Source organism: Klebsiella sp. 1SOBk10mer (assembly GCF_046602535.1).
Classification (GTDB): domain Bacteria; phylum Pseudomonadota; class Gammaproteobacteria; order Enterobacterales; family Enterobacteriaceae; genus Klebsiella; species Klebsiella quasipneumoniae.
The window spans coordinates 989,313-1,014,277 of sequence record NZ_JBKIUP010000001.1 but is presented as its reverse complement, the minus strand read 5'-3'; the positions used below and the strand labels follow the sequence as shown (position 1 = coordinate 1,014,277).

The window sequence follows — 24,965 nt, the reverse complement described above, 5'->3', positions numbered from 1 at the left end:
ATGAAAACCACAACCGCAACGCCGTGGATCCAGCATCCGCGTTTTCTCAAAATTCTCTATCCGACCCTCGTCGCGGTGGCGGTGGTGCTCCTGTGGCAGGGCGCGGTAAGCTATTTCCGCATCCCGGCCTTTCTGGTGCCGTCGCCGCTGGTGATGCTGGACAGCCTGTGGACGCATCTCACGCCGCTGCTGCTGGCGCTGCTGTTCACCCTTAAGATCACCCTGATCTCGTTTCTGCTGTCGATTGTCATCGGCGCCGCCGTGGCGTTTATCCTGGTGCAGAACCGGTTTGTGGAAACCGCCCTGTTTCCCTACATCGTGTTTTTGCAGGTGACGCCGATCGTTGCCATCGCCCCGCTGATTATCATCTGGGTGAAGGACGCCACCCTCTCGCTGGTGGTGTGCGCCACCCTGATGGCGGTCTTCCCCATCATCTCCAATACCACCCAGGGACTGCGCAGCGTCTCTCCCGGCCTGCTGAGCTATTTCCGCCTCAATCACGCCAGCCGCTGGCAAACGCTGGTGCGACTGCGTATCCCCTCGGCGCTGCCCTATTTCTTCGGCGCGCTGCGTATTTCCAGCGGGCTGTCGCTGATTGGCGCGGTGGTAGCGGAGTTTGTCGCCGGCACTGGCGGGACCAATACCGGGCTGGCCTATCAGATCCTGCAGGCCGGCTATCAGCTGGATATCCCGCTGATGTTTGCCGCGCTGCTGCTGATCTCTCTCGCCGGGATTGCGCTGTTCGGCGTGATGTCCTGGGTCTCGCGTCGGGCGCTCAGCGCCTGGCATGAAAGCGAAGCCGTGCAATCTCATTAATGTTCTGCTGACGAACAGGAAAAAGAATGATGACTGATGAACAGCGTCAACAAGCGATAGCGGCGATCCAGCAGGCACTCCCGGCGCTGGAGTGGACCCTGCAGCCGGCGAAACTCAAACGGCTTTCCCGCGATTTTCACTGGTTCAGTCCGGTGCTCACCGAGCAGCTGGCGGGAAAACAGGCGGACGCGGTGGTTCGTCCGCGCGATGAAGAGGAGCTGCGGCAACTGGTCGCCGCCTGCGCGCAGCACCAGCTGCCGCTGACCCTGCGCGGCAGCGCCACCGGCAACTATGGCCAACTGGTCCCCCTCGAAGGCGGGATGCTGGTGGATATGACCGGGCTCAACCAGATCGTCGCTCTCGGCAACGGCACGGTAAGAGCCCAGGCCGGCATTCGCCTGGCGGACATCGAAACCGCCGTCCGCCCGACGGGCTGGGAGCTGCGCTGTATGCCGTCGACCTATCGCCTGGCAAGCCTGGGCGGCCTCTACGGCGGCGGGTTCGGCGGCATCGGCTCCATCAACTATGGGCCGCTGGCGGCGCCCGGCAATGTGCTCAGCGTCAAAGTGATGACCGTCGAGCCGGTCCCTCGCGTACTGACCGTCCCGGCTCCCGAAGCGCTGCTGCTGCATCACGCCTACGGCACCAACGGCATCATTCTCGAGGTTGAGCTGGCGCTGGCTCCCGCGCACCAGTGGATAGAACGCCTGGACGTGTTTGACGATTTCGCCGATGCGCTGAACTATGCCAACGCCTGCGTCCGCTCCCCGGGACTGGTGAAGCGCCAGGTGGCGCTGCTGGCCACGCCGATCGCCGATTATTTTAGCCACCTGAACGATCGTTACCGCGCCGGCCAGCATGCGGTTATCAGCCTGATCGCCGAGGAGAGCGAAGGACTCTGCGCCAGCCTGTTACCGCGCCATCGCGGGAGCAACGCCATCCGTCAGACCAGCGACGAGGCCCGGGCGCAAAACGCCTCGTTAATGGAATACTGCTGGAACCACACCACCCTGCATGCGCTCAAGGTGGACAATACGCTGACCTATCTACAGACGGCGTTTGATCCGCTGCGCTATCCGCAGCAAATTTTACAGATGGAGCAGCATTTCGCCGGGGAGGTGATCTCCCATATTGAATTTCTGCGCGATATCGAAGGCAACCTTACCGCCAGCGGTCTGCAGCTGGTGCGCTATACCACGCCCGAACGTCTCAACGCGATCATGCAGATATTTCGCGATAACGACGTCAAAATTAACAATCCCCACGTGCTGCAGGTTGAGGACGGCAAACAGGGGGTTATTCGCCCTGACGTGGTGGCGGTTAAACAATCTCTCGACCCGGCAGGATTGCTTAACCCCGGCAAGCTGCGCGGCTGGGCGCTGCGCGACCAGCTGGAGCTGGACAGCAACCCGCTGGCGCGGGCCACCCGCGAAAGCCCCGCGACCTGATCGCCCCCGCTCCGCGTGCGGGCTAACGCGGAGCGGGCCCGTCTCTCTTCCCCCTGCCCGCACGGCGAGTTTTTTTACGTCACTCATTCATATGAATGAGTGGTGTCTCTGTTTCCTCCGTTATACTTTTCTGTAGTTGACGAGACGGCCGTTAAAAATTGTTCACAGCATTTTCTCTTTGAGCAAAAAAGAGGTCTTCTGATAACGGCCAATAAATTCCCTTGTATGATCAACAATGATCAGATCCGTTGCTAAGGAAATTAAAATGTCATTATCCGTGAATAGCTACCTAAAAGAAGTTGAAGAAATAAAAAATAAAGCCACCGCCCTGTCCAATAAAGAATTCAGTGACACTATTGATGAAAATGGCCATCAATACGTTGATCTGGTAATGGAGGGTGGCGGCGTCCTCGGATTAGCCCTTGTAGGTTACATATATATTTTAGAGCAAGCAGGGATAAGATTCATTGGTATCGCAGGCACGTCAGCCGGTTCAATTGCCGCCTTGTTATTATCTGCAATAGATGTACCTGAAAAAGAAAAAAGCGAACGCCTAATAGATATGATCGCCAATATGCCAATAAATACATTTATTGATGGGAAAAAGGACGGAGATTATGACCCAAAGAAATTTATGGATACTGCCACAGGCTTAATGAACTCTAAAAACAAGTCAGGATTTAAATATTTTAGTGCATTTTTAAGGTTTCTTACGACAACGGACAACTTAAAAATAATGCAAGGACTTAATAGAGGCGATGAATTTGAGTCCTGGCTAAAAAAACAGCTATCATCTTTTAATATTTATACAGTCAACGATCTTAGAAAAAGAATGGCGACGACTCCATACGGATGGAAGCTTAGAAGCACCAGCATTGATAAACCATCCCAACTTGAAGGTAAACAATCCCTTGATGAACTGGATGTAAATCATGACTATTTATGCCTGATAACAGCAGATTTAGCCACCGAATATAAAGTTGAACTTCCTGTCATGGCAGAACTATACTGGGAAAAACCGAACGATGTAAATCCCGCGGTGTTCTGCCGCTGCTCTATGTCTATCCCTTTTGTTTTTCAGCCCTACACGGTAAAAATACCTCATATGGATAATAATCTACAATTGAAATGGCAAAAATATACCGGCATTAGTTTTCAAAGCAGATTAGCCACTCGATTTCCGCCACCTATCGCTTGTTTTGTTGATGGCGGCATCATGTCAAACTTTCCGATTGATGTTTTTCACAACCCCACAAAAATTCCAGCAAGACCCACATTTGGTGTCAAACTGCAACTTGACGATCACAGTCATGAAATTAATAGCACCCTTGATATATTTGCTCAATCGTTCAACACCGCCAGACATGCCATGAATTACGATTTCATTAAAAAAAACCCTGATTACAATAAGCTAGTATCATTCATAGACACTGGAGACATTGGCTGGTTAGACTTCAGTATGTGCGATGCCAACAAACTTAAATTGTTTAGACTTGGCGCAGAAACCGCTTATCAATTTCTTATTAATTTTGATTGGCATAATTACAAAAAAAATCAGGCGAGATATTACTTCTGCTTATCAGACAAGCCTTCCCCTTACAAAATTAAATAGATACTTCAAGAACAAATAAATACTTCAAAGATAAAAACAGAAAAGTTCAGCCAGATAAGGAGCGAAACTCGAAAAAATCATTTTCTGCCATCCACAATTTAACAATCTACCTGATGAGGATAAGACCATGCCTAATGGTAATGATTTAATAAACGCAGCAAGAAGTCAGCTTAATGTTAAAGAGGAACCACTTAACAGCAACTCTGGCCCGATGGTAAATACCTATCTCGACTACGTGGGTAGCCCCTCCTGCTCGCCATGGTGTATGGCTTTTATCTACTGGTGTAGCTGTCAGGCTGGTATTCCCGGCCTGCCTAAAACCGGCAGCGTAGCGAAATTCTATCAGGAGTCATTAGCGCACGGAAAAATAATAAATATTTCCGACATTGCCGTTGGCGATATTGTTTTAAGAGTAGATTATCCCGCCCAGTCTAACGGCAAAAAGCCAGGAGATCACGCCGGGATTTACACAGGTAAAAATAAGGCAGGCATCCCGTTATATATCTCAGGTAACACCGTCTCCACAAATCCTGTAGTCACCGATGAAACTAGCTCATATGTTGATGAACATCAGATGAAGCATTTTAATTACGCAGCTCGCTTTTGGTAACGCGAAGTCTTATAGATGCTTTGAGAAATAGAGACATTGCTATTACCATACCTTCCGGCCGACGACTGTTTCACCAGGCATCGGCCCCTTTCCCCATACCGTCCCTGCCTCCCGCCTTTTCAGCCCGAAGCCGACCTCACCCTGCGCCGGACAGTCCCGCCATATGGACGATAAGCCCCACCGCGGCGGCGGCGGCCAGTACCCAGGTCAGCTTCCACTTATAGCGAAACAGCAGCCCGGCGGCGGCGAGAGCAATGGCCGCAGACCATGGGTCGAAACCGGATGGCCCCCAGACGCTATGCCAGATAAAAAACAGCGCCAGATTCAGGATAACGCCCACCACCGCGGCGGTAATGGCGGTCAACGGCGCGGTAAATCCCACTTTATTATGCGTGGTTTCAATAAACGGCCCGCCGGCGAGAATAAAGATAAACGAGGGTAAAAAGGTAAACCATGTCACCAGGCACGCCGCCGCGATGCCCCCCAGCAGCACATCATCAACGCCCAACACCGCTTTGGTGTAGCCGCCGACAAACCCGACAAAGGTCACCACCATGATCAACGGTCCGGGGGTGGATTCCCCCAGGGCGAGGCCGTCCATCATCTGCCCTGCGCTCAGCCAGCCATAGTGTGTCACCGCCCCCTGGTAAACGTAAGGCAAGACGGCATACGCCCCGCCGAAAGTCATCAACGCGGCTTTGGTAAAGAACCAGCTCATCTGGGTCAGCGGGTGCGCCCAGCCCAGCATTAGCGCCAGGGTGGCCATCGGCACCAGCCACAGCAGTATCCCGGCGATCAGCACCCGGGCAGTGCGCCGCCAGCTGAACAGGGCGTGGGCTGGGATCGGCGTCGCGTCATCAATAATGGCGGCCCCGCCAGGCTGACTCTGCGCGCGATGGGCGTCGGCTTTGCCGAAGGTCGCCGGCGCCACCCGTCCGCCGATAAACCCGACGATCGCCGCGGTCAGGACGATCAGCGGAAAAGGTACGTTCAGCGCAAAAATAGCGACAAAGGCTGCGGCGGCAATGGCCCAGTAGGCGCCATTTTTCAGCGCCCGCGAGCCGATGCGGTGCGCCGCCTGCAGCACGATCGCCGCCACGGCGGGTTTGATGCCATAAAAAATCCCCGCCACCACCGCGACATCTCCCCAAACGAGGTAGATCCACGCCAGCGCGATGAGCAACACCAGCGAGGGCAAAATAAACAGCACCCCGGCGATGATGCCTCCCCAGGTTTTATGCATCAGCCAGCCGATATAGGTCGCCAGCTGCTGGGCCTCCGGGCCCGGCAGGACCATACAAAAGTTGAGCGCGTGCAGGAATCGCCCTTCCGAGATCCAGCGTCGGTTATCCACCAGCTCCTGGTGCATCATGGCGATCTGCCCGGCAGGTCCGCCGAAGCTGATGAAGCCGAGCTTCAGCCAGAAGCGAAATGCCTGCCAGAAGGATACGGAAGCGACGACGGAAGGGCTGTCAGTCTGCGGAAGAACCACCGTTTTGCTCATGATTACCAGACCTCATTTCACAGGACTTCAGTAAGCCGTCGAACAGCGAGCAGGCTGCCGCCAGCAGTTGGTCATCGTCCGTAATGGTTTCCCGCAGCCCTGCAAGAATGCTTTCCACCCCCGCCGCCTCCGGGGTGGATAGCCCACCGACGTCCAGGAAGTGGATCAGCCGGCCCAGAGCGTCGGGGATCGCGGCCTCCAGAGCAAAGCGCCGGACCAGAACTTCGAAGGTCACCCGCGTGCCAACGTGGCTGAACGGCGCCCCGTCATAATCAAAACCAAGCGCCGTCGCCGGACAGTCCTCAGGCGCGGCCAGCCACAGGAACCGCGCCTCAGGGTCGATAAAGCGCTGAATTAGCCAGGCGCTGGCCAGACGATCGACCCACGGGCGTCGGCGGGTGGCCCACAAACGGCCGCGAAAGGCCTCTCTATCCAGAAGGCTCAGTTCGCCCGCAACCGCCTGCGGCTCGTCCGGCGATAGCCGCTGATTAATCGCCTGCTCGAGGATGGCCAGTCGCTCAGCGGCCTGCTCCCGGGCGGCCCCCGGGAAAAAATCGATAGCCGCGATCCGCTGGTAGTCACGCTGAATTTTACGCAGCTGTTTGAGCTGAGCCGCCAGTCCGTCGGCGGATAACGCCCCCTGCAGCGCCAGCAGATCCTGCAACAGCGCATCATACTGTTCGCGACGATCGAATAGCGGCCTGAGCGCCTCCTCTTCCGCCGACTCAATCGTAAACACATACCCGGCCCCGCCCTCCGCGTGGATCGCCTGGCAGGTGCTGAGGAAAATGTCATAGCCCTGGCGCACGTCGGGCAGCAGATAGACCCCGTCGCGCAGGACCGCCGCCCCGCTCTGCTTCAGGGTTCGCCAGACACGCATGCGCAGCGTGGCTTGAGACGTCGTCAGGTTAAGGATCAAGAGATGCATTGTCATGATGTAGAGATTACTACAGCATGTAGCGTGTGTGACGTTCATTCGCGCGCAGGTTAAGATGAATTTCAGCAATGCATAGCTAAAAAGCACAAAACGAGGGCCCGCGCAGCGGCAGGCCAGGCGCTAAGCGCGGGGCGGCGATAACGGACGCAGCAGCAGGGTGAACAGCGCCAGCCCCACCGGCGCCAGGGATCCCCACAGCACCGCGTTCCAGCCGAAGGCGTTGAGCAGAACGCCGGACGAAAACGAACCCACGATCATCACGCCGAAGACCAGAAAATCGTTGAGCGACTGAACCTGGGTCTTCTCTTCCGGGCGGTGGAAATCGATGATTTTCGCCGAGGCGCCGGTGAAGCCAAAGTTCCAGCCGATGCCGAGCAAAATCAGCGACAGCCAGTAATGATACACCCCGACGCCGCTGAGACCGACCGCCACCGAGGCGCCGGTGATCAGCAATCCCGCCGCCGCCATGCGCGCTGCGCCGAAGCGCTGGATCAGCCGGCCGGTGACAAATCCCGGACCGTACATCGCCATCACATGCCACTGGATCCCGAGGTTGGCGGCCTGCTGGGAAAGGCCGTGCATATGCATGGAGAGCGGCGCGGCGGTCATCAGAAAATTCATTACCATATAGGCCACCGCGCCGCTGAACACCGTGGTGGCAAAGCCTGGCTGGCGGACAATCTCGCGCAGCGGCCGCCCTCCGCGAACGCTGGCCGCCGCGGGCTCTGCTGGCGTCACGCCTGCCAGCAGAATGGCGGCGAGCGCCGCCACCAGCGCCTGAGCGAGGAAGGTGAAGGCGAAGGTATGAGTCGGCCAGAGGTGCATGGTGCCGGTGACCAGCATCGGGCCAATGATCCCGGCGGCCACGCCGCCGCCCATCACCAGCGACAGCGCGCGGGCGCGACGTTCCGGAGCGACGCCGTCGGTGGCGGCAAAGCGAAAACTGAGCGCCACCGCGGCATAGGCGCCGCCAAGCATCGCGGCGAAACAAAACAGCAGAAAAGAGCCCAGCACCACCGCCAGAGCGGCCGCCAGACCGGTAACCACCCCGGCGCCGGTACCGGCCATAAACGCGGCTTTGCGGCCCCGCTTACGCGCCAGCGCGCCGAAAGGCAGAATCGAGGCTGCCATCCCCAGCACAAACAGCGTGATAGGCAGCGTGGCCAGCGACGGGCTGGGGGCGATAGTATTGCCGACGATAGCGCCGGTGGCGTAGAACACCACCGAGTTGGCGCCGGCCAGCGCCTGAGCGACGGCCAGGCGGATGATATTGTTGTTCTGCGCCGCCAGCGGCAGCATCTGTTCGCTAGACATCCGTTGTTTTCACCAGTTTGAGAGTGGCGCCAGGCGGGTCGTCTGGCATCGCGCCCTGTTTGTTGGGTTCCCTGACCGTTACCTTAGCCGCAAAATACGCTTTTGCACCATAGCGAATAGCAATATTACCCGGCGACCTGGCCCTCTTCTGCGCCAGATAGCCGGGCCGGGCTTCGCCGCCCGCTTTTTTCAGGGAATCAGTCGCGCCGCGCCGCGGCGAATTTAGCCGCAATCATCGCGGCCGTCGGCTGGACGCCCCCCAGGCTCCACTGCTCCGGGTCATGTTCATCAATGCGGATCCACACCGACTGGCGGAACTGCGGATCGCCCTGCCCCTCAATTTCCACCAGCAGATCGGTCATCCGCCGCAGCAGCTCACTTTTCTGTTCCGCGGTCATGATCCCTTTAATGGTTTGCACGTTAACAAATGGCACGCTATGCTCCTTAGCATCTAAGTCTAAATTTCAAACTCAGAGTAGAAGGCCAATCTCACGATGTCAAAAAATAAATCATTGCCCTACCTCGATCCTGAGCTGTGCGGCCTGGCGGAAGGAGCCAAAATACTGGGCGACCGCTGGGTGCTGCTGATCCTCCGCGAGGCGTTTTACGGCGTGACGCGCTTTGAAACGATGCAGGCGCATACCCATATTACCCGCCAGACGCTCACCATCCGGTTGAAAACCATGACCGAAATGGGCTTGCTTCGCAAAGTCCCCTATCGGGAAGCGGGGGCTCGCGAGCGCTATGAATATGTTCTCACCGAAAAAAGCCGTAGCCTGGCGCTGGTGCTGTTCGCCCTGATGGAATGGGGCCACCAGCAGGTGCTGCACAGCACGCCGCATATTGCGCTGGTGGACAGCGCCAGCGGCGAGGCCGTCCATCCCGGGTTCGTCACCGCCAGCGGCAGCGTGGCGAATCCCGCCGCGCTGCAGATCGTTAAGGCAGACGAACGCTGAGAGCGGCGCGGTTGCCCTGATACAGAACTTTCGTAGGCCTCTGGCGGAAGCCGCGACGAGCAGGTATGTTGCATTGCCACGTTACCCGACGACTGGGTGACATTTTGGTTTCATCGAACGGTGCGATAAAGAATGAGGCTCTCTGCCGGGTCCGATCCCGGCTATTATTCGTGGCGCACGCCATGACCGCCCTGGTCCGCCGCTGATCCGCGGATCGTTCATGCTAAAGGAAGAAAATGTCGCTTCGTTCACTGCGGGCTTTATGTTTGACCAGCTTCTTTATCGCCGACGTTCGCGACGGCCTCGGCCCGTTTCTGGGGATCTTTCTCACCCAGCGTCACTGGCAGGCGGAGGACATCGGCCTGTTGATGACCGTCGGCGGCGTGGCCGGCCTGCTGGCGACCCTGCCCGCCGGCTTCATCACCGACACCTCGCGGCATAAGCGCGTGCTGTTGGCCGGGGTCTGCCTGGCGATCACCCTGACCACCCTCCTGCTCTGGTTCAGTCAGAAGACCAGCGTGGTGGCTCTTTCACAGGTTGCCAGCGGGATCTGCGCGGCCTTTGTCGGACCGTTAATCGCCGGGATCACCCTTGGGCTGACCCGACAGCGCGGCTTTAGCGCTCAGATGGGAAAAAACGAAGCCTTCAACCACGCGGGGAATTTCTTCACCGCGCTGATTGCCGGGGCCATCGCCTGGTACTGGGGCATCGGCGGCATTTTCATCCTGATGGCCTGTACCACCCTGTTTACCCTGATCGCCCTGCTGGCAATCCGCAGCAGCGATATTGACGATGACGCCGCCCGCGGCCTCGAGTCGGCAATCCCGCCCGCGCTGCCTGGGTTTGCCATCCTGTTCCGCCATACGCCGCTGCTGATCGCCGGCGTGACCCTGATGCTGTTCCATCTCGCCAACGCCGCGCTGTTGCCGATGCTCAGCATGCGGATCGCCACCGCGCCGGGACACCTCAATCCGGGGCTGTTTGCCGCCGCCACGGTGATTATTTCGCAGGTGGTAATGATCCCGGTGGCCATCCGGGTCGCCGGCAGCATCGACAAATATGGTTACTGGCGATGCATTCTGCTGGCGCTGCTGATCATGCCCATCCGCGCGGCGCTGGCGGCCGCCAGCGACGCCCCGGCGATGATGGTCCCGGTGCAAATTCTTGATGGTCTGGCGGCAGGGATTTTGGGGGTGGCGGTGCCCAGCTTTATCGTCTCGCTGCTGCGCGGCAGCGGGCACGTCAACGCCGGACAGAGCGTGGTGATGCTGATGCAGGGCGCCGGGGCGGCGATGAGTCCGGCGTTAACCGGCGCTATCGCCGGGCGCTACTCTTTTGCTATCGCCTTCGGCGTGCTGAGCGTTATCGCGCTGGTCGCGCTGATAGTATGGTGGCGCAGCGCCCCGCTGCTCACCAACTCGGTGTCGCCGCCGATCGGCGAGAGCGGCCAGTAGGAAAAGGATATCGTCAGGCGGACAACAGCCCCCTGCTGCCTGCCTGACGTGGGAAAGGCGTTAATTCATCTGCGGATTCAAGGTTATTTGCCGCAGAGCGTTCGCCATTTCGAGCTGAATCAGCTCTTTGACACCTTCGCGCTTAATAAACTGGCTGCGGTGTTTACTTTTTACCTCTTCAAGACTTTTTTTGATCTCCTGCGCCGGCAGTTTATACCAGCCGCGAGCCTGTTTCTCTCCGCCCATTTCCAGCCACAGCGATGAATAACTGGCTTTCACCAGATCGCTTTTCACGTGGTAATCGGAATCGATCGCGTAGACCGTAGTGATGCCGAAATAACGCAGGAAACCATACAGCACGCTCATGATGATATTTTTCGGCCGCGCGCCATGCAGCTCTTTGGTTAGCACCTTCACCTCATCATTGGTGATATCTTTCCCGCCCTGTATTCCGCCGATATAAGCGCGGCCATCGTCGGTACAGGAAAAACAGACGCTATAAACGCGCCGGTCGCCGAGAAACAGCTGCAGCATCAGCTCACCCTCCTCCTGAAACGGCGATGCCAGCAGCTTAACGTCAAGCTTTTCGCCATTTTTCAGAGGAATAGCAAACATCGTCCGGCCAAAATCCGCCACGTTATAGAGCTGCGGTAGCACATCGGGCTGAAACGTTTTCTCGATAAAATTCAGCGAACCGTGGGCAATATCCAGCTTGCGCCGTTTTGACATCCGTTTATTAAGATAGGCCTTAAAGGGTTTATCCTCGAAAGGCACCAGTCCCTGGGTCACGGCGGTCAATCGTGCGCACTGATATTTGGCGCAAAGTCCTTGATATTCTCTGTATTTACCTCCTGCGAGCGAGAGCTCTCTGCATTTTCGTAAGAATTTTTTATAGCTTATTTTGACCTGACCGATCACTTTATTATGTTTACGCCATTCTTTGATGGCGCCTGTAACAGTATGTTCCATTGATTAAGATCCATAGATTCATCCATAATCGCGGCCATATTAACATAAAAGCCATTCGTCAATGCTTAATTACACCTTCGTTGTCCTTTCATTTAATATTTAGGCAGGAAATTATTCTGGTGGAGATATTTAAAGCTAACGCCATCCTGTCAACGGTTATTTATGGTGGGTTTTATCTGCTGCCGGCGGACTTAACGCTCTGTGCGTTCGGCGCGAAGAGCGGTTACCTCCGCAGGCGGTTATGCCCTATACTTGACGCTGATTCAAAACCAGCAACGATAGGTAACTTATGGAAATTGATCTCGACAACCTGGTCTTCAGCGGCCTGGATGAAGCGGAAGAGCGCAACGCGGAGCGTCTGGAAGAAGCGGACAAAAAAGCCCAGGCGATCGTTGCCGATGACGATTGCGGCGACGCCTGCAAAATCTGATTATCAAACCGGCCTGCGGGCCGGTTTTTTTTCCCCACGCCCCCTCAGGTGGGTAAATACCCTTTCAACGTATCCAGCAGCGCCTGCGCCGCCTTCGACAGCGGCAGATGTCCGGCATGGATCGCCCCAACGCACTTTTCAATCGGCGGATCGCTGAGCGGAATGCACACTGCCCCCAGCGAGGTCATCTGCGTTTTGCATAGCGCCGGCACCGCGCTGCCTCCCAGACCGCTGGCTACCATCCTCCCCACCGTCACCAGTTGGTGGCTCTCCAGCGCCACGTCCAGCTGACGCCCGCTGCGCGCCAGCGCCTCCTCCAGCATCAGGCGCACCGCCGAGGGACGCTGGAGGGTGATAAAGTCGAGAGTTAACAGCTCCTGCCAGGTGAGCTTTTTTTTCTTCGCCAGCGGCGATTGCCGGGGAACGATCGCCACGAAGCGGTCCACCGCCAGCGGGGTAAACAGCAGGTTGTGGTTGGGCGATGGCTCGAAAGCGATGCCCATCTCTACCCGCCCCTCACGCACCATCTCGATTACCTGCTCATTGATCACATCATGCACCGTGACGTTCACCCCGGCATAGCGGTCGCGGAAGGCTTTCAGCGCCTCCGGCAGAACGTTGGCGGCGAACGACGGCATCGCGGCGACCGAGATTTTGCCGCGCTGCAGGGTAAAGCTCTGGCGCATCGCCTCCTCAACGTTATCCCAGTCGGCCAGCAGTTGACGGGCCATCGGCAGAAAGAGTTCCCCCTCCTGGGTGAGGGTCACTTTGCGGGTGCTGCGCTGCAGCAGCGCGCCCCCCAGCGCCTCCTCCAACCCTTTGATGGTCAGGCTGAGCGCTGGCTGCGACAGATTCAGCCTTTCGCTGGCGTGGGCGAAATTGAGAGTGTGAGCTACCGCTAAAAACGCGCGTAACTGTTTGACACTCATTCTCATTTTTCATCCTGTTAACTAATTGAAAGAAATTAGTTAACAGGAAATTAATTAAATTTCCAAATGAGTGAGTCACAAATTCAAAATTATCAAATCAGTCGCCCGCGCCAATGATAAGGGTATCGCAAGGCAGGAGAGACAAGATGGCAGGACTGGATAAACGCGTCGCCAGCTACGAAGCGGCGCTGGAAGGGGTAACGGACGGCATGACGCTGCTCGCCGGCGGCTTCGGCCTGTGCGGTATACCCGAGAATTTGATCGCCGAGGTGAAGCGTCGCCAGGTGAAGGGGCTGACGGTGGTTTCCAACAACTGCGGCGTCGATGGCTTCGGTCTCGGCATGCTGTTGGAGTCGCGCCAGGTCAGCAAGGTAGTGGCCTCTTACGTCGGGGAAAACGCGCTGTTTGAACAGCTGGTGCTGAGCGGCGAGCTGGCGGTAGAGCTCACCCCGCAGGGAACGCTGGCGGAAAAAATCCGCGCCGGCGGCGCCGGGATCCCCGGCTTTTACACCGCGACCGGCTATGGCACGCCGGTCGCCGAAGGCAAAGAGGTGCGCCAGTTCGACGGTAAAAATTACATTCTTGAACAAGCTATTCGCGGCGATTTCGCCCTCGTGAAGGGCTGGAAGGCTGACTGGTACGGCAATGTGGTTTATCGCCATACCGCACAGAATTTCAACCCGCTGATGGCCACCGCCGGGCGCATTACGGTGGTGGAGGTGGAAGAGATTGTGCCGCCGGGCGAACTGCCGCCCTCCGCCATTCACACCCCGGGGATCTATGTCGACCGGCTGATCGTCGGGCAATTCGAAAAACGCATTGAACAGCGCACCTTGCGCGCCGGAGGGCACTGAGATGTTAACCCGCGAACAAATGGCGATGCGCGTCGCCCAGGAGCTGCGCGACGGCGACTACGTCAACCTCGGGATCGGTATCCCGACGCTGGTGGCCAATTACATTCCCGCCGGCATTGAAGTGATGCTCCAGTCGGAGAACGGCCTGCTGGGGATGGGCGAGTTTCCCGATGAGCAAACTCTCGACGCCGACATGATCAACGCCGGCAAACAGACCGTCACCGCGCAAACCGGGGCGGCGATCTTCGATTCGGCCCAGTCGTTCGCCATGATCCGCGGCGGCCACGTCGATCTTACGGTTCTTGGCGCCTTTGAGGTCGACGTCGCAGGGAATATCGCCTCGTGGATGATCCCCGGAAAAATGGTCAAGGGGATGGGCGGCGCCATGGACCTGGTGGCCGGCGCGCAGAACATCATCGTGGTGATGACCCACGCCTCAAAGAACGGCGAATCCAAACTGCTGCCGCAGTGCACCCTGCCGCTCACCGGCGTGGGCTGCATTCGCCGGGTGCTCACCGACCTGGCCCTGCTGGACATTGTCGACGGGGCGTTTGTCCTGCGCGAAGTGGCCCCGGGGGTCAGCCCCGACGAAGTGATGCGTAAAACGGCGGGACGGCTGATCGTCGCCGACGACGTGCGCGAAATGCGCTTCAGCTAAGGAGAGACCATGACCGATATTGCCATAGTTGCTGCCGTACGCACCCCGGTCGGCAGCTTTCGCGGCGCCTTCGCCCCGCTTTCCGCCGTCGACCTCGGCGCGGCAGTGGTGCGCAGCCTGCTTGAACGCTGCCAGCTGCCCGCCGCAGCGGTCGATGAACTGATTTTCGGCCAGGTGCTCACCGCCGGCTGCGGGCAGAACCCGGCGCGCCAGACCGCTCTGCGGGCCGGCCTGCCGGTGGACACTCCAGCGGTCACCGTCAATCTGGTGTGCGGCTCAGGGCTGAAAGCGGTTCAGCAGGCGGTGCAGGCGATCCGCTGCGGCGACGCCGAGATCGTTATCGCCGGCGGCCAGGAGAGCATGAGCAATGCTCCCTATCTGATGAATGGCGCCCGCGACGGCCTGCGTTTCGGCCATGCCAGCCTGCAGGACAGCATGATCCAGGACGGCCTATGGGACGCTTTTAACGACTACCACATGGGCATTACCGCCGAGAACCTTGCCGACGCCTTCGACATCAGCCGCGAGCGCCAGGACGCCTTCGCCGCCAGCTCCCAGCGCAAAGCGGCGGCCGCTATCGCCGCCGGACGCTTTCGCGAGGAGATCGTCCCGGTCAGCGTCCCGCAGGGCAAAAAACCTCCGCGTGTCGTGACCGACGATGAGCAACCGCGCCCGGAGACCAGCGAGCAGCAGCTGGCCAAGCTGCGCCCGGCGTTTCGCCCGGCTGACGGCAGCGTCACCGCCGGGAATGCCTCATCGCTGAACGACGGCGCTGCGGCGGTCCTGCTGATGAGCGTCGATAAAGCGCACGAGCTTGGGCTGCCGGTGCTGGCGCGCATTGTCAGCGCGGCGGTCGCCGGGGTCGACCCGTCGGTGATGGGCATCGGCCCGGTGAGCGCCTGCCGCCTGGCGCTGCAGCGCGCCGGCTGGACGCTGGACGAGGTGGATCTGATCGAAGCCAACGAGGCCTTTGCCGTGCAGGCGCTGGCCGTCGGCCAGCTGCTCGAATGGGACAGCGAGAAGGTCAACGTTAACGGCGGCGCCATCGCCCTGGGCCATCCCATCGGCGCCTCCGGCTGCCGGATCCTCGTCAGTCTGGTGCATGAGATGCAGCGCCGGGGCGCCAGCAAAGGGCTGGCCACCCTGTGCGTCGGCGGCGGACAGGGCATCGCCATGACCCTTCAACGTTAACAGGAGCCACTATGTTTACACCACGCCTGGCGGTACTCGGCGCCGGACTGATGGGCGTCGGCATTGCCTGCCATTTCGCCCGTCACGGTCACGCCGTCCGCCTGTATGACACCGATCCGCAACGTCTCGCCGAGATACCCACAGTAGCCGAGGCGATCCTGCGCGAGCTGGAGGCGAGCGGTCAGCAGGCTCCCGCCGACCGCGACGCCGTGCTGAGCCGTTTAACCCCTACCCCGGCGCTGCAAGCGCTGGCGGACGCCACGCTGCTGATTGAAGCGATCCCCGAACGGCTGGGGCTGAAGCACGCCCTGTATGCCGAACTGGAAACGCTGATCGCCGACGAGGCGATTATCGCCAGCAACACCAGCGGCCTGCCGCCGGATCAGCTGGCGCAGGGCATGCGCCTCCCGGAACGGCTACTGATCGCCCATTTCTGGCATCCGCCGCACCTGATCCCGCTGGTGGAAGTGGTGCCCGGGAGCGCCACCCTGCCTCATCTGGCGCGCCAGGTGAGCGACTTTTGCGCCGCCTGCGCGCTGGAAGCGGTGGTGCTCAACCGCGCCGCGCCGGGCTTTGTCGGCAACCGGCTGCAGTTCGCCCTGCTGCGCGAAGCGCTGCATATCGTCCACAGCGGCATCGCGTCCCCGGAGGTGGTGGACCAGGTGATGCGCGCCTCGCTGGGGCGCCGCTATGCGATGGTCGGCCCGCTGGAGGCAGCGGACATGACCGGCCTGGCGACGGTCCAGGATATCTGCCAGCACTTGCTGCCGGAGCTGGCCAGCGGCACCGAGATGATGTCGCTGGTGGCGGAGAAAGTAGCGCGAGGCGACACCGGCGCCCGCAGCGGGCAAGGCTTTTACCGCTGGGACGAGGCCCGGCGCCAGCGCATCCAGTCGCGCCGGGAACACCAGCTGCGCTTCGCCCTGAAACCCTAGTATCTCGTTCTGTACCCCTACAATAACAATGAGAGTGAGACGTCGTGATGAGTGTGATAATAGCCCTGGCCGCGCTGGCATTACTGATGCTGGCAGCCTACCGTGGATACAGCGTGATCCTCTTTGCGCCGATCGCCGCCCTCGGCGCGGTGCTGCTCACCGACCCGGGCGCGGTCGGCCCGGCCTTTACCGGCCTGTTTATGGAAAAAATGGTCGGCTTTGTGAAGCTCTATTTCCCGGTGTTTCTGCTGGGCGCGGTATTCGGCAAGCTGATTGAGCTGTCGGGATTCTCGCGGTCGATTGTCGCCGCCGCCATCCGCATCCTTGGACGCCGCCATGCGATCCCGGTGATCGTGCTGGTGTGCGCCCTGCTGACCTACGGCGGGGTATCGCTGTTTGTGGTGGCCTTTGCCGTCTACCCTTTCGCCGCCGAGCTGTTTCGCCAGAGCGGGATCCCCAAACGGCTGATCCCAGCCACCGTCGCCCTCGGGGCATTCTCGTTTACCATGGACGCCCTGCCCGGCACGCCGCAGATCCAGAATATTATTCCCACCAGCTTCTTCGGCACCAACGCCTGGGCGGCCCCGTGGCTGGGGCTTATCGGCTCGCTGTTCATTATCCTCTTCGGTTTGCTGTGGCTGGAGCGCCAGCGCCGCAAAGCGCAGGCCAGCGGCGAAGGCTATGGGACCGACCTGCAAAATGAGCCGGAGACCCCGGATGACATCAACCTGCCGCATCCGCTGATCGCTATCGCCCCGCTGCTGCTGGTGGGGGTGCTGAATCTGCTGTTTACCCACTGGATCCCGCAGTGGTACGGCGCCAGCCATGAGCTCACCCTCCCGGGTCTGGCGAAGCCTGTGGTCACCGAGGTGGGGAAAATCACCGCCATCTGGGCGGTACAGGCGGCGCTGCTCTCCGGCATTGTGCTGGTACTGGTCTGCGGCTACCGCAATATTCGCGGCCGGCTGGCAGAAGGAAGCCGGACGGCGGTGGGCGGGGCTATTCTCGCGGCGATGAACACCGCCTCTGAGTATGGCTTCGGCGCGGTTATCGCCGCCCTGCCGGGTTTCCTGGTGCTGTCGAAAGCCCTCGCGGCTATTCCCAATCCGCTGTTAAACGAGGCGATCAGCGTCACGGTGCTGGCCGGGATCACCGGCTCGGCCTCCGGGGGAATGAGCATTGCCCTGGCGGCGATGTCCGAGACCTTTGTCGCCGCCGCCCACGCCGCCAATATTCCGCTGGAGGTCCTGCACCGCGTCGCCGCCATGGCCAGCGGCGGCATGGATACCCTGCCGCATAACGGGGCGGTGATCACCCTGCTGGCGATCACCGGCCTGAGCCATCGCCAGGCCTACGGCGGCATTTTCGCCATCACGGTGATCAAAAGCCTCGCGGTACTGTTTGTCATTGCCACGTTCTATGTGACCGGCATTGTCTGAGACCCGACTGAAGGAGAAATATGATGAATTTAAACGGTAAAACAGCGCTGGTCACCGGCTCCACCAGCGGCATCGGCTTAGGGATCGCCAAAGTGCTGGCGCAGGCAGGCGCCCAGCTGGTGCTCAATGGCTTCGGCGACAGCAGCCACGCCCGGGCTGAAGTCGCCGCGCTGGGCAAGATCCCCGGCTATCACGACGCCGACCTGCGCGACGTCGGGCAGATCGAGGCGATGATGCGCTATGCCGAAAGCACCTTCGGCGGCGTCGATATCGTGATCAATAACGCCGGCATCCAGCACGTGGCCCCGGTGGAGCAGTTCCCGGTGGACAAATGGAACGACATCATCGCGATCAATCTCTCCAGCGTCTTCCACACCACTCGCCTGGCGCTGCCGGGCATGCGCCAGCGCAACTGGGGGCGCATCATCAACATTGCTTCAGTGCATGGCCTGGTGGCGTCGAAAGAGAAATCGGCCTATGTCGCCGCCAAGCACGCGGTGGTCGGCCTGACCAAAACCGTGGCCCTGGAAACCGCGCGCAGCGGCATCACCTGCAACGCCATCTGCCCCGGCTGGGTGCTGACTCCGCTGGTGCAGCAGCAGATCGATAAGCGCATCGCCGAGGGGGTCGACCCGGAGCAGGCCAGCGCCCAGCTGCTGGCGGAAAAGCAGCCCTCCGGGGAGTTTGTCACCCCGCAGCAACTGGGCGAAATGGCGCTGTTTCTGTGCAGCGACGCCGCCGCCCAGGTGCGCGGCGCGGCGTGGAACATGGACGGCGGCTGGGTGGCGCAGTAAGCCGCAGGCGTCGCGAAGATCAGAACATCGCCAGAAAGCGTTTCACCGTGCGCGAGCGCTCGAAGCGCCGCCAGGCGATGGCGATATCGGTCTTCAGCGGCGCCCCGCTGAGCGGGTGATAGCTGACGTTCGGCTGCTGGATGCAGGTCATTGACTGCGGGACCAGCGCGAAGCCGAACCCGGCATTGACCATGCTCAGCGACGACGAAATCTGCGACGACTGCCAGGCGCGCTCCATATCGATGCCGGCGCGCAGGCAGCTGTTGTACACCAGCTCATACAGCCCCGGAGCCACTTCCCGCGGGAAGAGGATCGGCGCCACGTCGCGCAGCTGCTCCAGGGCCAGGGTCGGCTGCGTCGCCAGCGGGTTATCGCGCGGCAGCGCGATAACCATCGGCTCCTCATCGATAATCCGCAGATTAAAGGCCTTACTGCTCTCGCACGGCAGACGGACGAAGGCAATATCCAGCTCGGCCTCGCTCAGGGCGGTCATCAGATTGGCCATGTTGTCTTCCATCTGGTGCAGGGTCACCCCGGGGTGGTCGAGCTGAAAACGGTGCAGCAGCGTGAAGATTTGCGGGTGGAAAGCATCAGAACTGGTAATGCCTAGCGACAGGCTGCCGTTCATCCCGCGGGCAATGCCCTTGGCCTTCTCCAGCGCCGCATCGCTCATGGCGAGGATCTGACGGGCATCCTCATAGAACGACTCACCGGCCTCGGTGAGCTCCACCCCGCGGGTCAAACGCCGAAACAGCGGGGTCCCCACCTCGCGCTCAAGCCGCTGAATTTGCTGACTTAACGGAGGCTGTGAAATACCCAGTTCCTTGGCGGCCTGGGTGAAGTGCCGCGTCCTGGCGACGGCGACAAAATAGCGAAGATAACGAAGTTCCATATCGAAAACGTCTCAAACCAGCATGGTTTCTATATTGGAACTGTGAGCTGAATCGGGTCAACATTTATTTAACCTTTCTTATATTTGTTGAACGAGGAAGTGGTATATGAATCATTCTGCTGAATGCACCTGCGAAGAGAGTCTATGCGAAACCCTGCGGGCGTTTTCCGCGCAGCATCCCGAGAGCGTGCTCTATCAGACATCGCTCATGAGCGCCCTGCTGAGCGGGGTTTACGAAGGGAGCACCACCATCGCCGACCTGCTGAAGCACGGCGATTTCGGTCTCGGCACCTTTAATGAGCTGGACGGGGAGCTGATCGCTTTTAGCAGTCAGGTCTATCAGCTGCGGGCCGACGGCAGCGCGCGCAAAGCCCAGCCGGAGCAGAAAACGCCGTTCGCGGTGATGACCTGGTTCCAGCCGCAGTACCGGAAAACTTTCGACCACCCGGTGAGCCGCCAGCAGCTGCACGAGGTGATCGACCAGCAAATTCCCTCTGACAACCTGTTCTGCGCCCTGCGCATCGATGGCCATTTCCGCCATGCCCATACCCGCACCGTACCGCGCCAGACGCCGCCGTACCGGGCGATGACCGACGTCCTCGACGATCAGCCGGTGTTCCGCTTTAACCAGCGCGAAGGGGTACTGGTCGGCTTCCGTACCCCGCAGCATATGCAGGGGATCAACGTCGCCGGGTATCACGAGCACTTTATTACCGATGACCGCAAAGGCGGCGGTCACCTGCTGGATTACCAGCTCGACCACGGAGTGTTGACCTTCGGCGAAATTCACAAGCTGATGATCGACCTGCCCGCCGACAGCGCGTTCCTGCAGGCCAATCTGCATCCCGATAATCTCGATGCCGCCATCCGTTCCGTAGAAAGTTAAGGGGGTCACATGGACAAACAGTATCCGGTACGCCAGTGGGCGCACGGCGCCGATCTCGTCGTCAGCCAGCTGGAAGCCCAGGGGGTACGTCAGGTGTTCGGCATCCCTGGCGCCAAAATCGACAAGGTATTCGACTCACTGCTGGATTCCTCCATTCGCATTATTCCGGTACGCCACGAAGCCAACGCCGCGTTTATGGCCGCCGCCGTCGGGCGCATTACCGGTAAAGCCGGCGTGGCGCTGGTCACCTCCGGCCCGGGCTGCTCCAACCTGATCACCGGTATGGCCACCGCCAACAGCGAAGGCGACCCGGTGGTGGCCCTGGGCGGCGCGGTGAAACGCGCCGATAAAGCCAAACAGGTCCACCAGAGTATGGATACGGTGGCGATGTTCAGCCCGGTGACGAAATACGCCGTCGAGGTGACCGCGCCGGACGCGCTGGCGGAAGTGGTCTCCAACGCCTTCCGCGCCGCCGAGCAGGGCCGCCCGGGCAGCGCTTTCGTCAGCCTGCCGCAGGATGTGGTCGATGGCCCGGTCAGCGGCAAAGTACTGCCGGCCAGCGGGGCCCCGCAGATGGGCGCCGCGCCGGATGCCGCCATCGACCAGGTGGCGAAGCTTATCGCTCAGGCGAAAAACCCGATCTTCCTGCTCGGCCTGATGGCCAGCCAGCCGGAGAACAGCGCGGCGCTGCGCCGTTTGCTGGAGGCCAGCCATATTCCGGTCACCAGCACCTATCAGGCCGCCGGGGCGGTGAATCAGGATAACTTCTCTCGCTTCGCCGGCCGGGTCGGGCTGTTTAACAACCAGGCCGGGGACCGTCTGCTGCAGCTCGCCGACCTGGTGATCTGCATCGGCTACAGCCCGGTGGAATATGAACCGGCGATGTGGAACAGCGGCAACGCGACGCTGGTGCATATCGACGTCCTGCCCGCCTATGAAGAGCGCAACTACACCCCGGACGTCGAGCTGGTGGGCGATATCGCCGGCACCCTCAACAAGCTGGCGCAAAATATCGATCGCCGGCTGGTGCTCTCCCCGCAGGCGGCGGAGATCCTCCGCGACCGCCAGCACCAGCGCGAACTGCTGGACCGCCGCGGCGCGCAGCTGAATCAGTTTGCTCTGCATCCGCTGCGCATCGTTCGCGCCATGCAGGATATCGTCAACAGCGACGTCACGCTGACCGTGGACATGGGCAGCTTCCATATCTGGATTGCCCGCTACCTGTACAGCTTCCGCGCCCGTCAGGTGATGATCTCCAACGGCCAGCAGACCATGGGCGTCGCCCTGCCCTGGGCCATCGGCGCCTGGCTGGTCAATCCTGAGCGCAAAGTGGTCTCCGTCTCCGGCGACGGCGGCTTCCTGCAGTCGAGCATGGAGCTGGAGACCGCTGTCCGCCTGAAAGCCAACGTGCTGCACCTGATCTGGGTCGATAACGGCTACAACATGGTGGCCATCCAGGAAGAGAAAAAATATCAGCGCCTGTCCGGCGTCGAGTTCGGGCCGATGGATTTTAAAGCCTATGCCGAGTCCTTCGGCGCCAAAGGGTTTGCCGTGGAAAGCGCCGAGGCGCTGGAGCCGACCCTGCGCGCGGCAATGGACGTCGACGGCCCGGCGGTGGTGGCCATTCCGGTGGATTATCGCGATAACCCGCTGCTGATGGGCCAGCTGCATCTGAGTCAGATTCTGTAAGTCATCACAATAAGGAAAGGAAAATGAAAAAAGTCGCACTTGTTACCGGCGCCGGCCAGGGGATTGGTAAAGCTATCGCCCTTCGTCTGGTGAAGGATGGATTTGCCGTGGCCATTGCCGATTATAACGACGCCACCGCCAAAGCGGTCGCCTCCGAAATCAACCAGGCCGGCGGCCGCGCCATGGCGGTGAAAGTGGATGTCTCCGACCGCGATCAGGTGTTCGCCGCCGTCGAACAGGCGCGCAAAACGCTGGGCGGCTTCGACGTCATCGTCAACAACGCCGGCGTAGCGCCGTCCACGCCGATCGAGTCCATTACCCCGGAAATTGTCGATAAAGTCTACAACATCAACGTCAAAGGGGTGATCTGGGGCATTCAGGCGGCGGTCGAAGCCTTTAAGAAAGAGGGGCACGGCGGGAAAATCATCAACGCCTGCTCCCAGGCCGGCCACGTCGGCAACCCGGAGCTGGCGGTGTATAGCTCCAGTAAATTCGCGGTGCGCGGCTTAACCCAGACCGCCGCTCGCGACCTCGCGCCGCTGGGCATCACGGTCAACGGCTACTGCCCGGGGATTGTCAAAACGCCGATGTGGGCCGAAATTGACCGCCAGGTGTCAGAAGCCGCCGGTAAACCGCTGGGCTACGGTACCGCCGAGTTCGCCAAACGCATCACCCTCGGTCGGCTATCCGAGCCGGAAGATGTCGCCGCCTGCGTCTCCTATCTTGCCAGCCCGGATTCTGATTACATGACCGGTCAGTCATTGCTGATCGACGGCGGGATGGTATTTAACTAATAAAAAATAAGCTCTGACATGGCTTGCCCCTGCTGATATGCAGGGGCTTTTTTTGTTGGAGAGTAAGCATTACGGTAAAACGAACCCTGTATTGATGCGTCAGGCTATTAATCCTCAAAAGTGCTTATTGCTTATTCGCGGGACCGCCGTCTGATTTGGGTTGGATCTTGACGACTAATCTTTGAGCTATTCCCGGTTTGCCCTTTTCAAAGCGCCATTTTTTAATCATTTTATCAATGATTTGATGTTCCAACTCCGGAGTCGTTGTCGATTCAAGTATCTTTACATTCTGAACTCTGCCATCTGAATCCACATCGTACTGAAGCCGCAGGAAACTCGGCAGTAGGTTTCCGTTCTTATCACGAGTGGTAATTGATGTGTTTGCAGAGGAAATGCTGCCTGAAGGTGTGCTGGCGCTGGCCTCTGTGCCGGCGCAGAGTGTCAGTAACAATGGCAAAATTAGAGTGAATAGTCTGCTAGTTTTCATTAATCGTCTGAGTTCCAAAATTAACCATGAATATTCACGTTACCAACGGCGCGCGTGACAGGTTACCAGATGAGATGATCCCTGAACACCGCGTCTTCAGCGGCAATCACGTTGACCTCCTGACCTGGCGCTTCGTTCTACATCCATTCCCGAGGACGTTTCGCTATCAGGACAAGTGGGCGCTGAGCGACTATATCAACGACTCTTTTGCCAGCTGTCGGCAGCGCTATCCGGCTCGTCGGGGAACATGAGCGAGCTAACCCCCTCAAGTGATTAGCATGGATTCGCGTCCCGCGCTGAAGACGTTCAGCTAATCATTTTTAACTCCGGTGCTCGGGATCCACAGCGCTTGCAACGTTAAATAAGATATTTTTGACCTGTCAAACCCAATAAATACACTGATACATTTAAGCGAGACATATGAGTTTAAAGCCGCGTAAAATCGTTTTAATTCCCGGGTTTATGCTGAATGAAATGCTGTGGCATGAATTTGAAAGATACCTGCCGTCAAACTGTATTGTTCATCATGCATCTGTAACTGAAGGACGAACCATTCATGATGTAGTGCAGCATCTGATTACTTTTCTGCCTGAGAAGTTTTCTTTGATAGGTTTTTCGATGGGAGGGTATATTGCCCGACAACTGGCAGCAGAATTCCCTGAACGTGTAGAGTCCTTAGTGCTTATTGCCAGTTCCTTACGGGAAGATACGCCGTTAGAGGCTGAAGCAAAGCGGAAAAATGTGCAGTCATTGTCCCCCACAACGTTTAAGGGGCTGAGCAGCTATGCTATTGCCCGGTCACTCCACCCTCTCAACACATCAAATCAGGATATGATTTCAGCTATCCAGAAAATGGGATACTCTCTGGGATTTGAAGCCTTCATCACGCAATCATCCTTATCCAGACAAGGTATACCTTCTGCAACAATATGCTGTCCAACATTGGTTATAGCCAGTGAAGATGATGCCATCCGTTCGATGAAGGAGGCAAAAGAGTTGGTCGAAGCCATACCTTCTGCGTCGTTAAGAATTATTCGGGATTGCGGCCATATGATTCCGCTCGAACAGCCCAGGGAGTTGGCAAGAACTATTGTTGAATGGCTCCCGGCTACGTAAATTATTGGGCGTTTATCCGGCAAATATCCTGACTGACTTCATCAGGGTATGGTCTGTTCCTGGTCACCAGCAAACATGAAGTTCTGCAATAGCAACACGGAAGCGGCTGAGCATAGCGACAGCAGAGAAAATCCCGGATGGCGGCGTATGGCACCTTATCCCGGCTACGCTGTTGGGCCGCTCTTGTGCCGTATTTTTGCCGGGTGACAGCTACACCTTACCCTGCCCACGATTTGGCGCTCTATTCGCGC

The 24,965-nt window shown here is 59.0% G+C and carries 26 protein-coding genes; 18 read left to right on the top strand and 8 right to left on the bottom strand.

Annotation, left to right across the window (positions count from 1 at the left end):
• The 4 genes from ACLH1I_RS04870 to ACLH1I_RS04855 all read left to right on the top strand — a co-directional run bounded on the left by ACLH1I_RS04870 (nucleotide 1) and on the right by ACLH1I_RS04855 (nucleotide 4,486).
• Complete coding sequence (locus tag ACLH1I_RS04870; RefSeq protein ID WP_004202964.1) at nucleotides 1-816, top strand: ABC transporter permease; 816 nt, start codon at nucleotides 1-3, stop codon at nucleotides 814-816.
• Between the two features lie 26 nt (nucleotides 817-842).
• Nucleotides 843-2,264, top strand: coding sequence for an FAD-binding oxidoreductase (locus tag ACLH1I_RS04865; protein ID WP_032425888.1), 1,422 nt, complete (start codon nucleotides 843-845; stop codon nucleotides 2,262-2,264).
• Between the two features lie 265 nt (nucleotides 2,265-2,529).
• The gene (locus tag ACLH1I_RS04860) at nucleotides 2,530-3,876 is read left to right on the top strand and encodes a patatin-like phospholipase family protein (RefSeq protein WP_227506507.1); all 1,347 of its coding nucleotides are present in this window, start codon (nucleotides 2,530-2,532) and stop codon (nucleotides 3,874-3,876) included.
• A 127-nt stretch (nucleotides 3,877-4,003) separates the two neighbouring features.
• On the top strand, nucleotides 4,004-4,486 hold the full coding sequence (locus tag ACLH1I_RS04855) for a hypothetical protein (RefSeq protein WP_072071532.1): 483 nt from the start codon (nucleotides 4,004-4,006) through the stop codon (nucleotides 4,484-4,486).
• Between the two features lie 136 nt (nucleotides 4,487-4,622).
• On the opposite strand, the gene chrA is transcribed toward ACLH1I_RS04855, so the two are convergent.
• The 4 genes from chrA to ACLH1I_RS04835 form a co-directional block, all read right to left on the bottom strand.
• Complete coding sequence (gene chrA / locus ACLH1I_RS04850) at nucleotides 4,623-5,990, bottom strand: chromate efflux transporter (RefSeq protein ID WP_017899566.1); 1,368 nt, start codon at nucleotides 5,988-5,990, stop codon at nucleotides 4,623-4,625.
• On the bottom strand, nucleotides 5,959-6,918 hold the full coding sequence (locus tag ACLH1I_RS04845; RefSeq protein WP_077258637.1) for a chromate resistance protein ChrB domain-containing protein: 960 nt from the start codon (nucleotides 6,916-6,918) through the stop codon (nucleotides 5,959-5,961). Before ACLH1I_RS04845 ends, chrA begins: the two co-directional genes overlap by 32 nt.
• Nucleotides 6,919-7,047: 129 nt before the next feature.
• On the bottom strand, nucleotides 7,048-8,241 hold the full coding sequence (locus ACLH1I_RS04840) for an MFS transporter (RefSeq protein WP_004202975.1): 1,194 nt from the start codon (nucleotides 8,239-8,241) through the stop codon (nucleotides 7,048-7,050).
• A gap of 197 nt (nucleotides 8,242-8,438) precedes the next feature.
• Nucleotides 8,439-8,675 (bottom strand): tautomerase family protein, encoded by a 237-nt coding sequence (locus tag ACLH1I_RS04835; RefSeq protein ID WP_004202976.1) that lies wholly within the window; start codon nucleotides 8,673-8,675, stop codon nucleotides 8,439-8,441.
• Between the two features lie 60 nt (nucleotides 8,676-8,735).
• Here ACLH1I_RS04835 and ACLH1I_RS04830 point away from each other — a divergent pair, with 60 nt between their 5' ends.
• On the top strand, nucleotides 8,736-9,197 hold the full coding sequence (locus ACLH1I_RS04830; protein WP_048324517.1) for a winged helix-turn-helix transcriptional regulator: 462 nt from the start codon (nucleotides 8,736-8,738) through the stop codon (nucleotides 9,195-9,197).
• A 236-nt stretch (nucleotides 9,198-9,433) separates the two neighbouring features.
• Nucleotides 9,434-10,651, top strand: a complete 1,218-nt coding sequence (locus tag ACLH1I_RS04825) for an MFS transporter (protein ID WP_049115475.1) — start codon at nucleotides 9,434-9,436, stop codon at nucleotides 10,649-10,651.
• A 60-nt stretch (nucleotides 10,652-10,711) separates the two neighbouring features.
• Here the strand turns inward: ACLH1I_RS04825 and ACLH1I_RS04820 are convergent, their stop codons facing one another.
• Nucleotides 10,712-11,620 carry a DUF535 family protein gene (locus ACLH1I_RS04820; RefSeq protein ID WP_004202981.1) on the bottom strand — a complete coding sequence of 303 codons (909 nt, stop codon included), beginning with the start codon at nucleotides 11,618-11,620 and terminating at the stop codon, nucleotides 10,712-10,714.
• Between the two features lie 289 nt (nucleotides 11,621-11,909).
• Here ACLH1I_RS04820 and ACLH1I_RS04815 point away from each other — a divergent pair, with 289 nt between their 5' ends.
• Nucleotides 11,910-12,050: a hypothetical protein gene (locus ACLH1I_RS04815; RefSeq protein ID WP_002908189.1), complete on the top strand. Its 141-nt coding sequence runs from the start codon at nucleotides 11,910-11,912 to the stop codon at nucleotides 12,048-12,050.
• A 44-nt stretch (nucleotides 12,051-12,094) separates the two neighbouring features.
• On the opposite strand, the gene ACLH1I_RS04810 is transcribed toward ACLH1I_RS04815, so the two are convergent.
• Nucleotides 12,095-12,985, bottom strand: coding sequence for a LysR family transcriptional regulator (locus ACLH1I_RS04810; protein WP_017899570.1), 891 nt, complete (start codon nucleotides 12,983-12,985; stop codon nucleotides 12,095-12,097).
• A gap of 140 nt (nucleotides 12,986-13,125) precedes the next feature.
• Here ACLH1I_RS04810 and ACLH1I_RS04805 point away from each other — a divergent pair, with 140 nt between their 5' ends.
• From ACLH1I_RS04805 to ACLH1I_RS04780, 6 genes are read left to right on the top strand one after another with little or no spacing between them, the layout of a single operon-like run.
• A complete protein-coding gene (locus ACLH1I_RS04805) occupies nucleotides 13,126-13,833 on the top strand; it encodes a CoA transferase subunit A (protein WP_151628659.1) in 708 nt (235 codons plus the stop codon).
• 1 nt (nucleotide 13,834) lies between these two features.
• On the top strand, nucleotides 13,835-14,491 hold the full coding sequence (locus ACLH1I_RS04800) for a CoA transferase subunit B (RefSeq protein ID WP_004202984.1): 657 nt from the start codon (nucleotides 13,835-13,837) through the stop codon (nucleotides 14,489-14,491).
• Nucleotides 14,492-14,500: 9 nt separating this feature from the next.
• Nucleotides 14,501-15,682 (top strand): acetyl-CoA C-acetyltransferase, encoded by a 1,182-nt coding sequence (locus ACLH1I_RS04795; RefSeq protein ID WP_151385315.1) that lies wholly within the window; start codon nucleotides 14,501-14,503, stop codon nucleotides 15,680-15,682.
• Between the two features lie 11 nt (nucleotides 15,683-15,693).
• Complete coding sequence (locus ACLH1I_RS04790) at nucleotides 15,694-16,617, top strand: 3-hydroxyacyl-CoA dehydrogenase family protein (protein WP_048295006.1); 924 nt, start codon at nucleotides 15,694-15,696, stop codon at nucleotides 16,615-16,617.
• Nucleotides 16,618-16,661: 44 nt separating this feature from the next.
• Nucleotides 16,662-18,056, top strand: a complete 1,395-nt coding sequence (locus ACLH1I_RS04785; protein ID WP_196531944.1) for a GntP family permease — start codon at nucleotides 16,662-16,664, stop codon at nucleotides 18,054-18,056.
• Between the two features lie 23 nt (nucleotides 18,057-18,079).
• Nucleotides 18,080-18,850, top strand: a complete 771-nt coding sequence (locus tag ACLH1I_RS04780) for a 3-hydroxybutyrate dehydrogenase (protein WP_004202988.1) — start codon at nucleotides 18,080-18,082, stop codon at nucleotides 18,848-18,850.
• Between the two features lie 19 nt (nucleotides 18,851-18,869).
• Here ACLH1I_RS04780 and ACLH1I_RS04775 read toward each other — a convergent pair whose 3' ends face one another.
• Nucleotides 18,870-19,742 (bottom strand): LysR family transcriptional regulator, encoded by an 873-nt coding sequence (locus ACLH1I_RS04775; protein ID WP_004145376.1) that lies wholly within the window; start codon nucleotides 19,740-19,742, stop codon nucleotides 18,870-18,872.
• 106 nt (nucleotides 19,743-19,848) lie between these two features.
• Between ACLH1I_RS04775 and budA the strand changes: the two genes are divergently transcribed.
• From budA to ACLH1I_RS04760, 3 genes are read left to right on the top strand one after another with little or no spacing between them, the layout of a single operon-like run.
• A complete protein-coding gene (gene budA, locus ACLH1I_RS04770) occupies nucleotides 19,849-20,628 on the top strand; it encodes an acetolactate decarboxylase (RefSeq protein WP_002908205.1) in 780 nt (259 codons plus the stop codon).
• Nucleotides 20,629-20,637: 9 nt separating this feature from the next.
• On the top strand, nucleotides 20,638-22,317 hold the full coding sequence (gene alsS, locus ACLH1I_RS04765) for an acetolactate synthase AlsS (protein ID WP_004202990.1): 1,680 nt from the start codon (nucleotides 20,638-20,640) through the stop codon (nucleotides 22,315-22,317).
• 23 nt (nucleotides 22,318-22,340) lie between these two features.
• Nucleotides 22,341-23,111 carry a (S)-acetoin forming diacetyl reductase gene (locus ACLH1I_RS04760; protein WP_004151179.1) on the top strand — a complete coding sequence of 257 codons (771 nt, stop codon included), beginning with the start codon at nucleotides 22,341-22,343 and terminating at the stop codon, nucleotides 23,109-23,111.
• Between the two features lie 124 nt (nucleotides 23,112-23,235).
• Here ACLH1I_RS04760 and ACLH1I_RS04755 read toward each other — a convergent pair whose 3' ends face one another.
• Nucleotides 23,236-23,598: a TonB family protein gene (locus ACLH1I_RS04755; protein ID WP_151385538.1), complete on the bottom strand. Its 363-nt coding sequence runs from the start codon at nucleotides 23,596-23,598 to the stop codon at nucleotides 23,236-23,238.
• A gap of 26 nt (nucleotides 23,599-23,624) precedes the next feature.
• Here ACLH1I_RS04755 and ACLH1I_RS04750 point away from each other — a divergent pair, with 26 nt between their 5' ends.
• Together ACLH1I_RS04750 and ACLH1I_RS04745 are read left to right on the top strand one after the other, a co-directional pair.
• Nucleotides 23,625-23,849, top strand: a complete 225-nt coding sequence (locus tag ACLH1I_RS04750; RefSeq protein ID WP_158431848.1) for a hypothetical protein — start codon at nucleotides 23,625-23,627, stop codon at nucleotides 23,847-23,849.
• A gap of 169 nt (nucleotides 23,850-24,018) precedes the next feature.
• On the top strand, nucleotides 24,019-24,714 hold the full coding sequence (locus ACLH1I_RS04745; RefSeq protein WP_017899579.1) for an alpha/beta fold hydrolase: 696 nt from the start codon (nucleotides 24,019-24,021) through the stop codon (nucleotides 24,712-24,714).
• The last annotated feature ends 251 nt before the right edge of the window (nucleotides 24,715-24,965 follow it).